Genomic DNA, 13,455 nt, shown 5'->3' with positions numbered 1-13,455 from the left:
AGTTATGAAAGCAATCTGGATACTGATTATTACACTGTTGTTGTTTTCCTGTAAAGACGAAAAGAATCGAGAGCTAAAAGAAAGTGCCGGGCATGAAGGAATGAAGGATATGGCTTCAGGTAACAAAAATCTTCCAGTTGATGAAAAAGGTTTAACATTAAGCGATCAGCAAATACAATTGGCAAACATCCAGACAGATACCATAAAAAGCGGTATGCTAGGAGACCGAATTGTTTTAACGGGAACTTTAACTGTAGACGAAACTAAAACTACTTCCATTAGTGCCAGGGTGATGGGAAGAATCGAAAAGCTTTATTTTAAAAATGAAGGGGATTATGTTAAAAAGGGCGACAGAATCTACGATTTATACAGCGAAGAGCTCAATAATGCTAAACAGGAACTAATTTTGGCTTTGGAACAAAAAAATAAGTTGGATAATTCTCTTATTGATTTCAATCAAATTGTAACAAGCTCCCAATATAAATTGCTGCTCTGGGGTATGAGTAAATCACAAATAAACCAGCTGGTAAAAACCAGAAAGGCAACTTCAACTACTCCTTTCTATAGTGCTGTTAGCGGTTACATAAACACCCTTGAATTGATTGAAGGTGATTATACAATGGAAGGAGGAACAATAATGAAGCTGTCTGATCTATCTTCTATATGGGCAGAAGCTCAAATTTACACCTCACAGTTATCGCAAATTAATACAAATGCCGCAGTTCAAGTGGAGATACCTGATGTTTCCGACAGATCAATTACGGGTAAAATTGAATTTGTAAACCCGGAAGTGGTAACAAATACACGGACTAATTTGTTGAGAGTAAATATAGCTAATCCTGACAATAAGCTGAAGCCAGGTATGGTGGCATACGTAATTTTAAAAAATAGCCAACATTCCATGCTTTCATTGCCTATTGATGCCGTAATACGGGACGGGAAAGGTGCTACAGTTTGGATACAAACAGGAAAAAATACCTATAAAAGCAAAATGGTTGAAACAGGTATGGAAACAGGCAACCTGATTGAAATAAAATCAGGACTGAAAGCTGGCGATATTGTAGTGCTTACGGGGGCATACCTGATAAACAGTGAATTTATCTTCCAAAATGGCGCAAACCCGATGGACGGAATGAAAATGTGAGCTGATAAATTGATTGTCGCAAGCTATGATGACTTACAACCTTTATAACAAAAATCACCTAATTCTTCTAAAATATTAAATTATGGATCACGCACAACATCATTCTCAAGAAGGCCACGACCATCACGCCATGATGATAGCAGACTTTAAAAAGCGATTTTATATCATATTGATCCTAACCCTGCCAATCGTTTTGCTTTCACCCATGATCCAGAAATTTGCCGGAGTTGATTGGCAATTTACAGGATCCATGTATATTTTATTTGCCCTTTCAACCGTAGTTTTCTTTTATGGGGGATGGCCTTTTCTAAAAGGATGGTTGGATGAAATGAAAGCAAAAAATCCTGGGATGATGACCCTCATCGGCTTTGCCATAAGCGTTGCATACGTGTATAGCGTTGCAACGGTTTTCGGCTTAAAAGGCATGGATTTCTTTTGGGAACTGGCCACCTTAATTTTGATAATGTTATTGGGGCATTGGATCGAAATGAAGTCTGTGGCAGGGGCATCCAAAGAATTGGAGCTTTTAGTACAGTTAATGCCTTCAGATGCACATTTAATAAGTGGCGAGCATGAACAAGACGTAAAGACCGATACGTTAAAGCCTGAAGATCTAATTTTAGTAAAACCCGGAGAAAAAGTCCCGGCGGATGGTATTATTCAAGAAGGTAATAGCTATTTAAACGAATCTATGCTGACCGGTGAATCTAAACCGGTAGAAAAGAAAACGGGTGAAAAAGTAATTGCCGGATCTTTAAATGGCAGTGGTGCATTACGGGTTTCCGTTTCCCATGGCAGTAAAGATTCTTATTTATCCCAGGTGATTAAACTGGTAGACGATGCCCAAAAATCTAAGTCTAAAACGCAACTCCTGGCAGATCGTGCGGCAAAAATCCTGACAATTATTGCGCTGGTGTCCGGCATCGGCACCTTCTTGTTCTGGTGGATCGGTGGACAATCGCTTGCCTTCTCTATTGAACGGATGGTAACAGTGATCGTGATCTGTTGCCCCCATGCTTTAGGGTTAGCAGTTCCATTGGTTGTAGCCAAATCTACTGCATTATCTGCAAAAAGTGGGTTGCTTATTAAAAATCGGACTGCCTTTGAAGATTCACGAAAAATTACGACGTTGATATTTGACAAAACAGGTACGTTAACCGTCGGTAAATTTGAAGTTTCAAAAGTAGTAGTGCTTACTCCGGAGATAAATGAAGAGGAACTATTGGGCTTTGCCGGTTCACTAGAGAAAAATTCAGAGCACCCGATAGCTACCGGTATTTTGCAGTTAGTTGCTGATAAGAAAATATCCATACCAGAAAATCAGGAATTTAATGCCATCACTGGTAAAGGGGTCGAAGCAAAAATAAACGGTAAACATGTAAAAGTGGTGAGTCCAGGTTATCTTAAAGATGCAAACATTGATTTGCCGGAAAACTTTAAGCCCAACGATACGGAAACAGTTGTTTTTTTGCTGTTGGATGAGAAATTAGCCGGTTACATTGCCCTGTCAGACCAGCTTCGTCCAGAATCTGCAGAAGCGATAAAAACACTTAAAGAAAACGGCATTAAATCTTACTTGTTAACTGGTGATAATTCGCGGGTAGCGAAAAGCGTAAGCGACACTTTACATATGGATGGTTTTTTTGCGGAGGTATTACCCCATCAAAAACTCGAAAAAATTAAGGAGCTACAAAACAAAGGTGAATTTGTGGCAATGACTGGCGATGGTGTAAACGATGCCCCGGCATTGGCACAGGCAAATATTGGTATTGCAGTGGGCTCAGGAAGCGACATTGCAGCAGAAACCGCTGGAATTATCTTGGTAAACAGCAACCCGAAAGATGTGGTTAATTTAATTCTATTTGGGAAAGCAACGTACCGTAAAATGATACAGAATCTGGCCTGGGCAACGGGTTATAATGTGATAGCCTTGCCATTAGCAGCAGGGGTTTTATATAATTGGGACATCCTGTTAAGCCCTGCAGCGGGCGCAGTATTGATGAGTTTGAGTACTGTTATTGTGGCTATAAATGCAAGCATGCTAAAAGTAAGGAAATAGTGTAGATTTTAAGTAGCGCTATTATGAAAATGTTTCTCAATATTAATTAGTTTTTCCATTGCCACATTTTGTACCATATGATGAGCAGCATGGCCAGGTTTTTTTAGAAAGCAACGGTAGTGACGGTGAATTTTTACACTTTAAAGCTGTAAGTCCCAATACATTTATAAATGAAAATAACCAGAAGGAAATTGATAATTTTTTGGAGATAAACTATTTTACCCACTCTTCCTTTAACGGGGCCATTAAGGCCATTCTTTAAAATTCCCGTAATATTTTGTTTTTAGCAAGTTAACATTAAGTGTGACATTAACTTGGAAAGGAGTACATATAAAATCATGTAAAAATCATATTAACATCAAGTTAAAAACTGGGTTGCCGTATCATTGCTATATCCTTAAAATATCTTTGCTGTATGGTTGCGGTATCTAATTAAATACGTCAACGATACGTCAATAATATGGCAACTATACGGCAAGGATACAGCAACTCTGTTTTTGATATGGTTTTAAGGTGTTTTTTAGTTGTTTCCAGGCAAAGTAGTACCCAAGTTAATGTGCTGTTAACGTGCTGTTAGTCAGGGATAATCAATTAATAAAACTGGATTTTATTCGTGCAATTTTAGGAGTTTAGAGGCATACCTTGCGTTCAGTACAACAAAAACTATGTCTAAGCTAAGATTGAGGAGTCAATTAGAGCGAAAATACTAGTGTGGAATGTTTCAGAGAACACCGAATCGCTAAATTTGACGAAAAATTAAGCTTTAAACCTCTCTTTCCCGATGACCCTTTTGTTTGGTCGATTTTCTTTTGGTATCAGATTTCGTGATGGTAGCTGCGGGAGCCGGTTGGCTCATTTTTCTAATATAAATGTGTTTAACGCTCGCTTTACCACTTTCTCTTTCATCCACTTCGAAGCGATTGGTGCTTTTTATCATGGGCAGCAACTTAGAGAATCCATAATTCCTGGAATCAAAATCTGGCTTTTTCTTCATCATCAAATTGCCTAGATCTCCTAAGTAGGCCCATCCGTCTTCATCTGCCAAGTCGGTAATGCTATCTGTGAAGAGCCTGATAATTCCGGGATCGACTTTATTTAAAGGCTGCATTTCCGAAGATTTCGCAGTTGTAGCGGTCTGCTGAACGTTATTGTCTTCTGAAGCTTGTAGGTTAGGTTTCAGGATCTCAATGTAGATGAATTTATCACAGGCAGTAATAAAAGGGGCAAGTGTTTTCTTTTCACCGATCCCAATTACTTTCATTCCTGCTTCTCGAAGCCTTGTAGCCAATCTGGTAAAGTCACTATCACTCGAGACAATACAGAAGCCGTCCACGTTCCCTGTATAAAGGATATCCATAGCGTCAATAATAAGTGCACTGTCGCTCGAATTTTTGCCGCTGGAGTAGCTGTACTGCTGAATGGGTGTGATGGCATTTTCCAGCAGTACTTTTTTCCATCCGGAAACTGTTGGCTTGGTCCAATCAGCATAGATTCTTTTGAAAGTAGGCGTACCATACTTGGCGATTTCCTCAAACATTTCTTTTACATTGGCATAAGGGACATTGTCGGCGTCTATTAATACAGCAAGTTTCAGGTCTCTCTCGTTCTTCATAAGCCTTGGCGCAGGATTTTATTTAAAGATAAGGAAACCTGTATCAATCCGATCTAAATTTTATCATAGCTTTAGGTAGAATATGACGGACATCATTGGCTTTCCGTTGCCGAATCATATATTTCTGACCACTACCATTCTAAATTTGAGTTTTGAATTTACACTTTTTACTGACTTCCAATTCTATATGAACACAAACATCTTAGGTTATACTCCAAGTCCTGCATTCGATACCTCAGTTGCTTATTTTTCTATGGAATTTGCCATTGACCAACAGTTGCCTATTTATAGCGGTGGTTTAGGTTTTTTGGCCGGTTCTCATCTTCGCAGTGCGTATGAACTTAAACAAAATCTGATCGGTATCGGTATCCTATGGAAATATGGATATTACGACCAGTGCAGCAATGAGGATGGGAGTATGCGGGTCGAGTTTACAGCAAAAAGTTATCCTTTTCTAGAAGATACGGGAATAGTATTTCAAGTTCCAATCCGAAACTATGATGTTGCTGTAAAGGCATTTCTTCTTAAGCCATCAACTTTCGGAACCACTCCACTTTACCTTTTAAGTACGGATTTGCCAGAAAATGATGATTTTGGAAGATCTATCTCAGGGCGTCTTTACGATAATGATGAACAAATTAGGGTTGCTCAGTCTATACTTTTAGGCATCGGTGGTGGCATGTTGCTGGATCTATTGAAAATAGTACCTGACCGTTACCATATGAATGAGGGTCATGCTATTCCGCTTAATTTTTTTCTTTATTCTAAATTTAAAGATTTGGCTGAGATCAAAATGAAAATGGTGTTTACCACCCATACCCCGGAAGCGGCTGGCAATGAGGTTCATCATTTTGAATTGCTGAAGGAAATGTCGTTTTTCTATCATCTGCAGGTACATGAGGTAAAGTACTTATTGGACATGGAAGGTGACCAATTTAATTACACGCTAGCGGCATTGAAGTTTTCAGGTATTGCAAATGCGGTTTCCAAGATACATGCTGAGGTTGCCAAGAGGATGTGGAGTGCTAACTCAGGCGTTTGCGAGATAATCTCCATTACCAACGCACAAAACCAAAAATATTGGCAGGATGAGGCATTCAGAAAATACATTTTGAAAGTTGATGATGACAATTTAGCCGGAAGAAAGAAGGAAATGAAAGTTGATCTTTTTCGAGAGGTAGAAAAGAGAACTGGTAAAAAGTTTAATCCTGATGTGTTAACCATTGTCTGGGCAAGACGTTTTGCGGAATATAAACGCGCGGATCTTTTGCTGCAGGACTGGGGAAGATTCATTCAACTTATTACAGATAATGTAAAACCAGTGCAGGTAATTTGGGCTGGGAAACCGTATCCTGAAGATCATTCGGCTACACAATTATTCAACGAAATTACCGAGCGTACGAAGTCTTTCGGCAACTGCGCAGTACTAACAGGTCACGAACTAGATCTTTCGGCATTGTTAAAAAAAGGAGCAGACATTTGGCTCAACAACCCGATGATGTATAGGGAAGCATCGGGGACCAGTGGTATGACGGCAGCAATGAACGGTGCGATCAATCTTTCCATCCCAGATGGTTGGGTGCCGGAATTTGCAAAGGATAGGCTGAATTGCTTTTTGATCACTCCAGCTACGGGTGATTATTCGCAAGAAGAAATTAATAGACAGGAAAATCTTAACTTGATGGACAGCTTGCAGCATTTAATTTTACCGCTTTATTATGAGGATGTAATAGGTTGGGGCAAAATGGTAAAAAATGCTGTTGAAGATGTCGTGCCTGAGTTTGAATCTGCTAGAATGGTGACAGAATATTACCAAAAACTTTATAACAGGGCTAATAAGACTTAGGCAGGGAACATATACGCTTCAAGGCGTTGAGTGTCAAACATAAACATCGAATTAAATTTTGTCAGGATCACCTAACGGGTTTTCCGCTTGTTTGAAGAGTGCTGCTTCACTTTCAGAGATAACAGGAACATCGGATCTATCTGGCACAGGTGTGTTCATGCCATCATTAACAGGCGCTATAATTACCTGCTTAACTTTTTTGTTCAAATCTTTCTGTTGATCTGTGCTTTTTTTGTCCTTAGCCATGTAAATAAAATTTATTATTTTTTTAATTGCTCAAGAATAGTAAACCAAAGGGTCTTTTCTTTAATAATAATTGCTCATTTAATATAACGAAAAATCAAAATAATTGTTTTGATAACGTCGATCCTTAGTAAAGTGGCAAACGTGGATTTTTTTTCATCATCCTAATCAATGATTTTAAAAACCCGCTTAAATAATTGGATTAAAACAACAGGCGTAATACTGGTAGCAACTATTATAAGCCAAGTGCTCGAACTTAGTACTTGAAGCCCAATAGTTTCACTAAGTGGTTTAATGGAATAGAATACCGCTATTATAGCTATACATAGCAGTAATGCTCCCCAAATAAATTTGTTACGGGTAATTTCATTATTAAAAAATGAAATTTTACGTGAGGATAAATTTAGTACATGCCACAATTGTGACAAAGCAAGGCTGAAAAAGGTAATGTTGTTACACACTTTTGCATCGTACATTAAATAAATATTACAGTACCATGTCACCGCTATAATGGGTATTGCTAACAACAGCGAATAGGTTGTTATAGTAAACCAATCTTTTTTCATTACAATAGGCTCCTGTGGATTTCGTGGCGGGATTGTCATAATGAGTTTATTGCCTTTGCCAAGCCCTAATGCCAAGGCGGGAAAAATATCTGTAACCAAATTGAGGAAAAGTATTTGTAAAGGAAGTACGAAGAATGGAAGATTTAATAATCCATAAAGAAATACAATAAATATTTCACTAAGGTTACAAGAAAGAAGATATATTAAAAAGTTTTTTATGTTTTTAAAAATTACCCTGCCCTGCATAATAGCTGCCACAATGGAATTAAACGAATCGTCTTTTAAAATCATTGCTGCCGTTTCTTTGGCCACCTGCGTGCCCCGTATGCCCATGGCAATCCCAATATCTGCTTTTTTTAGCGCAGGGGCATCATTTATACCATCACCTGTCATGGCTACGATATTGCCCTTTTTTTGATATAGGCTTACCATATCTAACTTTTGCTTTGGCGTAACCCTTGCGAAAATAGTAGCGGCAAATAATTTTTTATCGGATAATTTTGAATCTAACTCTTTACCATTAATTACCACGTTATCCTTTTCTGATAGCTTTATTTTTTCGGCAATATTGAGTGCAGTTGCCGGATGGTCGCCTGTTATCATAATTACCTTAATTCCAGCATCTCTGCATGACTGCAAAGCAGCTACCACTTCCATTCGGGGTGGATCTAAAAATCCTATAAGCCCTGCAAGTGTTAAGTCCGATGAAAAATTATCTGTGGAGATATTTTTCGCTTCCTTAAAAGCAAAAGCCAATACTTTTGAGCCCTGTGCCTGAATAGCATCTGCTTTTTTCAGAAATATTTTTTTATTAGCATCTGTTAAAGGCACTATTTTATCGCCTTCACAATACGAACTGCATCTATGTATTAATTCCTCTACAGCTCCTTTGGCCGCTACAAAATTGCCATTATCTTTTTTATGTAAAGTAGCCATTAATTTTGTTTCAGAATTAAAAGGTTCTTCTGACACTCGGGGATACAAGGCGTTTATTTTTGCCGCTTTTGTTTCGCCTGAATTTATGAATTGTAACAGGGCAATTTCAATGGGATCACCTAAATGTTTTTGCTTATTTTTTATTTTTTTGGTTACAGCGTTATTGCATAAAGCGGCTATAATTAGCAACTTTTCAAACGCAGACTTATTTTTAGTAATCTTGGCACTACTGTCCTCGTTATTTTTGTCTATTGCTACGTCTTCATCAAAAAAGATCAAGCTGTTTACATCAATTTTATTTTCTGTTAACGTCCCGGTTTTGTCTGTAAAAATGGTATTTATACCCCCAAGTGTTTCCACCGATGTCAGTCTTTTAATAAGCACCTTCTTTCGCGCAAGTCGCAACATGCCATAAGTAAGTGCAATAATACTTACCACAGGCAGCCCTTCGGGGATGGCCGCTACGGCCAATGCTAATGCTGTTTCTACAATTAGGTAAAAGGGTTTGCCTTGGAACAATCCTGTTATAATAAATATGCTAGCAAATGCAGCCGTAATCCACATTAATATTTTTGTAAGTCCTTGGAGCTTTTTTTCTAATGGGGTATCGTTTTGCTTTGACGTTTCTACCAAAGCTGTAATTTTCCCTAATTCGGTTTGTAATCCTGTACCAATTACAATGGCTTTGGCATTGCCTTTTACAACAGATGTGCCTTTAAATATTAAATTAATTTTATCAGCAAGGGAAACATCTTTTTTTAGAATTTTTATATTTTTTTCAACCGCTAATGACTCCCCTGTAAGTGCCGATTCATCCACCTCAAATTGATTTACTTCAATTAACCTTGCATCTGCTAACACCATATCACCAGCTTCTAAAACCAATACATCACCGGGTAAAATTTTTTCAGATGGGATTTCTTTAAGGGCATTGTCTCTCCATACTTTTGAAACGCTGACGTCCAATTCCTTTAGTGCCTTCAGAGAATTACGGGCTTGCAACTCCATAAAAAACCCAAGTGCTGCAGTAATAGCTATTACGCCAACAATAGCAAATCCTTCAAGCCAATCTTGAAAGAAAAAAGAAAAGCCGGCGGCTACCACCAGCAACGCTATGATTGGGCTTTTAAATTGCTCAAATAAAATGACCCAAATACTTTTTTGCTTTTGCTCTGCATAACTATTTAACCCATATTTCGTAATCCTTTCTTCAATACTACTTTCCTTCAAACCAGCTTTTAAATTTACGTCTAGCAGCTTTGCTAGGTCGTCAACATTTGTTGAATGAGCATCTTTTATTGGATATGTTTTATCATTACTTGCTGCCATAGTTTTAAGTTTTTATTACTTACCTGATTTTTCTTCTTTTTTAAATCTTTCTGCGATATGATACTCAATTATTCTACCTGCATATTCAAATTGATTTTAGATTATTATTTCCTCACTTTTACACCTTTATTTAAATCTATCCCAAAAAGCGTTTCCCCGGAGCCGGCATTTCCGGAAACTAAAGTGGTTCCGTTCTGCGGAAGCCCGCCTTCGGTAATTTCGTCAAAGCCTTAAATTCCGGTACAGCATTTAAGTAATTTATTACGCTTTGGGGTAATTTTTTCTTTGGTGTTTTTGTTGTGATGATAATCCTTTTTTATTTTATTAAAATGAGTTCTACAGAAAGCAAGTTTGCTAAATAAGAAGTATCAATTTTACAGCCAGCATTAATATGTTATTGGAGTTTCCACGGAAACTTTTTAAATCGGAATTATTATTTCTCTATCGTTAGGGTACAACCAATAAGAATTTTATTGCTTACAGTGGAATTGCAACAATAAAATAAAGAATAACCACAGTCAAAAAATAGTAGGGTGAAAGAGGAATATCCAAATGCTTTTATAACAATGCCAGGTAGCATATCAGTGCTTAATTCGAATTAGGGCAGGGATCTTAAGACTTTGAGTAAGTCTTCATTGTTGATCTTTGCCGGATTGTTGAATTGCAAATCCAGAAGTATGTCTGGGATTTCTAATGGTCCGGTTGTCGTCATAACACAAATACCGGCCTTAATTTTCTTGAAAGAGACATAATCCCCTACCGCTGGATCCAGAGCTTGCAATCTGATCAGCAATTCATAAATCACGTAAGTGGAGTACATGGAACAAAAGTACTAAATGATCAGTAGAGATCTATACTAAGATGTCGCGCTCTAAATAGAGTCTTCGGTAGGGAATTTCAATTATCTAAAGTTACAGCTTACACCACTCCATAAATTGGTGATTTTTGCATTTTCATTAGCTCCATCAAATATTCCAAAAAGATCATTGGATTTGGTAGAGAATTCATAACCCAGGGTTGTTTTAACAACTTTAACTACATAAGCACTTTCCATTTCTTTTCTGGTACTGCCAATGCCAATACTTGCTATGGTGTTTAATTTAGATTGAGGGTTTTTAGCTTGGTTTGCAGCCCAACCAACAAATAGCCATTCATCATTCTTATTTTCTTTAAAAAGTAAGGTCAAGCCATTATCCCATGTTGCCATTTTTAACGGACCAGCCCCACATTCCCTATTGATGTTAATGGTTGGTTTTGATTTTAACACTTTTTCAACTATTTCTATGGTCTGATTGAAGGGTATATCGAAACCAATTTCTTTGGTAGAACCATTGTTTGGATTGATAATTTGAATGGCGTTTGCACTGAGTGCTAAAGCAAACTGCATTTCTTTAGGCTGAATATTTTCAGCTGAGTCTATTTTTAATGCTACTAAACTGTCTTTTTCTGTGGTTGTTTGATTGTTTTTTTGCTTATTATTTTGACAAGCATTAAAACTAATAGTGATTAAGATAATGAAGTATAGTTTTACTTTCATACTCATTCGAATGAGGTTTGATTGTTTAAAAGATGGTATTTGAAAAGGAAATCTCATTGTTTCAACGATTAGATTTGTAAACTTAACGCTTTATTTTACACAAACATCTCCTTGTTTTTTACGTTGGTGTATAATCCCGGATATGTGCTGCCGGACCTGTAATTGTCAGGAAGTGTTTTTACCCACACCACCTTTGCCCATGGTCATGATTAGACCGTGATTTTGGTGTTCTGATAGTTTATTTACTAATAAGATAAGATTTAGTTCTATCTTATTTAATAACGTACTACAGTGATAAGAAGCTTGTTTAAGGAACTGAGTAAGCCATAATACTTTCGAATGAATAAATCGCTTATATTTATGCCAATATAATTTCATAAATGTTTGACTTGTATGTTCTATGATGATTAAGGATTCTTACTATTAATGATCCACACTATCTTCGCTGCCAGTTTTTCATTTATGACAAATAACATAATTTGTTTGCACCATTATAGCTCTGAATGAAAGATATAGAATCCCTTAAAAATGACCTGAGCGCCAAGGTCGCCAATGTAACTGTCGCTTCTAAAACCCTGAAAACATCTGGATACATACAAGAATGGCCACTTGAAAATTATATAAGCTGCCTTGAAGAGGCTTTGGATTCGGCACGTACGCTTCTTGGTAATCAGCAAAAGAAATGTTAGAAATGATCGCCTTAGTTGCTATTAAATAAAAAACTCCCGAAGGAATACACTATTTGAGAATTGCAGGGTGCAGGGTTGGGCTGAGCGATTTCTATTCTCTTGCTATGCTATATTATCTACTTCAGGCACAAAAGGATTTGTTAAAAATGGAGCGTTAACTTTGCGACAATAAATTTTCAAGGAATTGTTCTTAACTTGTTGATTATTTAAATCTTAACCAAATATCAAATCCAATGAATCGAAACTATCCCTATGGGTTTATAGCAATCGTTGCTATTTGCCTCTCCATGTTTTCTTGTAAAAAAGAAAGCACGATCCAGGAATCGCCAGCTTTGAAGTTACCAAAGGATCAGGCGGTCTCGGCAATCTCCATCCCCAGCGTTAAAAATGGACCATTAGGCATCTGTTATGTAGAAGTGAACAATGCCGATATCAGAAATGTAGGTAAATATACACTCAACGCTGGTGGTAAAAGACTTTTTGATATGGCGATTATTTTTGCAGCCAATATTAATCGCAATGCCAGCACTGGAAAAGCGGAACTCTTTTTCAATGCGAATGTTGCGAATGTCCTCAACAACAAAGCAACTTATATTGAGCCGCTGCAAGCAAAAGGTATTAAAGTCACTCTTTCTATACTTGGAAACCACCAGGGAATGGGCATCTGCAATCTGGCTAGTCAGGCAGACGCACAGGCATTTGCGCAACAACTTAGTAATGCGGTAACTACGTACGGACTGGATGGGATTGATTTTGACGATGAGTATTCAGATTATGGAGTTAACGGAACAGGTCAGCCTAACGCCAGTTCATTTGTTTACCTTGTTACAGCTCTACGGCAGCTTATGCCAACAAAGCTGATCTCATTTTATTTTTATGGTCCTGCGACATCCAGGCTTTCTTTTAACGGAGTAACTGTAGGTTCTAAGATAGATTATAGCTGGAACGCCATGTATGGTAGTTACTCAGTTCCAAATGTGCCTGGGTTGCCAATAAGTAATCTGGGTCCAGCGGCAATCGATATCCAGGCTACCAGCAGTTCAACAGCCGCAAACCTGGCTACGCAAACAAAAAATAACAATTACGGCGTATACCTTTATTACAATTTGCCAAATACTAATGTGGAAAGTTACCTTTCGAGTGTCTCAAATGTATTATATAATACAAATTCGCTTTATAATTCCGGTGGTGAAGGAACAACAGGTGTAAACTTTTATCAAAATGCCAATTATGGTGGTGTAACTTCCAATGGCATCCCAAAAGGAACGTATACGTTGACGCAGCTGGAAGGATATGGGTTTATAAATGACTGGGCTTCTTCAGTACGCATTCCGGCAGGATGGACTGTTACCATGTACGCTGATAATAATTCCACAGGAACATCTTGGGTACTGAATGGTAATCAATCAAATTTTACTACGCTTTCACCAAATGCAAATGACTTGGTCACATCTGTTAAAATTCAGTAACAAATAGATATAATTTAATAGTTGT

General features: G+C 37.6%; 11 protein-coding genes. 5 read left to right on the top strand and 6 right to left on the bottom strand.

What is annotated here, in order from left to right; genetic code table 11:
• Positions 1 to 4: 4 nt before the first annotated feature.
• Together ACHFIZ_RS05170 and ACHFIZ_RS05165 are read left to right on the top strand one after the other, a co-directional pair.
• Complete coding sequence (locus ACHFIZ_RS05170) at positions 5 to 1,144, top strand: efflux RND transporter periplasmic adaptor subunit (protein WP_410883539.1); 1,140 nt, start codon at positions 5 to 7, stop codon at positions 1,142 to 1,144.
• Between the two features lie 82 nt (positions 1,145 to 1,226).
• Complete coding sequence (locus tag ACHFIZ_RS05165; RefSeq protein ID WP_410883537.1) at positions 1,227 to 3,203, top strand: copper-translocating P-type ATPase; 1,977 nt, start codon at positions 1,227 to 1,229, stop codon at positions 3,201 to 3,203.
• Positions 3,204 to 3,966: 763 nt separating this feature from the next.
• Here the strand turns inward: ACHFIZ_RS05165 and ACHFIZ_RS05160 are convergent.
• Positions 3,967 to 4,815, bottom strand: a complete 849-nt coding sequence (locus ACHFIZ_RS05160) for an NYN domain-containing protein (protein ID WP_410883535.1) — start codon at positions 4,813 to 4,815, stop codon at positions 3,967 to 3,969.
• 82 nt (positions 4,816 to 4,897) lie between these two features.
• On the opposite strand from ACHFIZ_RS05160, the gene glgP reads away from it, so the two are divergent.
• The gene (gene glgP / locus ACHFIZ_RS05155) at positions 4,898 to 6,661 is read left to right on the top strand and encodes an alpha-glucan family phosphorylase (protein ID WP_410883533.1); all 1,764 of its coding nucleotides are present in this window, start codon (positions 4,898 to 4,900) and stop codon (positions 6,659 to 6,661) included.
• 51 nt (positions 6,662 to 6,712) lie between these two features.
• Here glgP and ACHFIZ_RS05150 read toward each other — a convergent pair whose 3' ends face one another.
• From ACHFIZ_RS05150 to ACHFIZ_RS05130, 5 genes are all read right to left on the bottom strand, one after another.
• Positions 6,713 to 6,907 carry a hypothetical protein gene (locus ACHFIZ_RS05150; RefSeq protein WP_410883531.1) on the bottom strand — a complete coding sequence of 65 codons (195 nt, stop codon included), beginning with the start codon at positions 6,905 to 6,907 and terminating at the stop codon, positions 6,713 to 6,715.
• Positions 6,908 to 7,068: 161 nt separating this feature from the next.
• Positions 7,069 to 9,735 carry a cation-translocating P-type ATPase gene (locus ACHFIZ_RS05145; protein WP_410883529.1) on the bottom strand — a complete coding sequence of 889 codons (2,667 nt, stop codon included), beginning with the start codon at positions 9,733 to 9,735 and terminating at the stop codon, positions 7,069 to 7,071.
• Between the two features lie 104 nt (positions 9,736 to 9,839).
• Positions 9,840 to 9,953, bottom strand: a complete 114-nt coding sequence (locus tag ACHFIZ_RS05140) for a hypothetical protein (protein WP_410883939.1) — start codon at positions 9,951 to 9,953, stop codon at positions 9,840 to 9,842.
• Positions 9,954 to 10,333: 380 nt separating this feature from the next.
• Positions 10,334 to 10,555 (bottom strand): hypothetical protein, encoded by a 222-nt coding sequence (locus tag ACHFIZ_RS05135; protein ID WP_410883527.1) that lies wholly within the window; start codon positions 10,553 to 10,555, stop codon positions 10,334 to 10,336.
• An 81-nt stretch (positions 10,556 to 10,636) separates the two neighbouring features.
• On the bottom strand, positions 10,637 to 11,272 hold the full coding sequence (locus ACHFIZ_RS05130) for a hypothetical protein (RefSeq protein ID WP_410883525.1): 636 nt from the start codon (positions 11,270 to 11,272) through the stop codon (positions 10,637 to 10,639).
• Positions 11,273 to 11,775: 503 nt separating this feature from the next.
• Between ACHFIZ_RS05130 and ACHFIZ_RS05125 the strand changes: the two genes are divergently transcribed.
• Together ACHFIZ_RS05125 and ACHFIZ_RS05120 are read left to right on the top strand one after the other, a co-directional pair.
• Positions 11,776 to 11,961, top strand: a complete 186-nt coding sequence (locus ACHFIZ_RS05125) for a hypothetical protein (RefSeq protein ID WP_410883523.1) — start codon at positions 11,776 to 11,778, stop codon at positions 11,959 to 11,961.
• Between the two features lie 233 nt (positions 11,962 to 12,194).
• Complete coding sequence (locus ACHFIZ_RS05120) at positions 12,195 to 13,430, top strand: endo-beta-N-acetylglucosaminidase H (protein WP_410883521.1); 1,236 nt, start codon at positions 12,195 to 12,197, stop codon at positions 13,428 to 13,430.
• Positions 13,431 to 13,455: the final 25 nt, after the last annotated feature.

The sequence above is a fragment of the Pedobacter sp. JCM 36344 genome (assembly GCF_046546555.1).
In the GTDB taxonomy this organism is placed as follows: Bacteria; Bacteroidota; Bacteroidia; order Sphingobacteriales; family Sphingobacteriaceae; genus Pedobacter.
Note: the sequence above shows the minus strand (reverse complement) of the source record. Positions and strands in the feature narration are given on the sequence as shown.

Bases quoted from the DNA above. Each gene is read 5' to 3' on its own strand.
- ACHFIZ_RS05125 (WP_410883523.1), top strand. From the start codon at position 11,776: ATGAAAGATATAGAATCCCTTAAAAATGACCTGAGCGCCAAGGTCGCC.
- ACHFIZ_RS05165 (WP_410883537.1), top strand. From the start codon at position 1,227: ATGGATCACGCACAACATCATTCTCAAGAAGGCCACGACCATCACGCC.
- ACHFIZ_RS05120 (WP_410883521.1), top strand. From the start codon at position 12,195: ATGAATCGAAACTATCCCTATGGGTTTATAGCAATCGTTGCTATTTGC.
- ACHFIZ_RS05170 (WP_410883539.1), top strand. From the start codon at position 5: ATGAAAGCAATCTGGATACTGATTATTACACTGTTGTTGTTTTCCTGT.
- ACHFIZ_RS05145 (WP_410883529.1), bottom strand. From the start codon at position 9,735: ATGGCAGCAAGTAATGATAAAACATATCCAATAAAAGATGCTCATTCA.
- glgP (WP_410883533.1), top strand. From the start codon at position 4,898: ATGACGGACATCATTGGCTTTCCGTTGCCGAATCATATATTTCTGACC.
- ACHFIZ_RS05130 (WP_410883525.1), bottom strand. From the start codon at position 11,272: ATGAAAGTAAAACTATACTTCATTATCTTAATCACTATTAGTTTTAAT.
- ACHFIZ_RS05135 (WP_410883527.1), bottom strand. From the start codon at position 10,555: ATGTACTCCACTTACGTGATTTATGAATTGCTGATCAGATTGCAAGCT.
- ACHFIZ_RS05160 (WP_410883535.1), bottom strand. From the start codon at position 4,815: ATGAAGAACGAGAGAGACCTGAAACTTGCTGTATTAATAGACGCCGAC.
- ACHFIZ_RS05150 (WP_410883531.1), bottom strand. From the start codon at position 6,907: ATGGCTAAGGACAAAAAAAGCACAGATCAACAGAAAGATTTGAACAAA.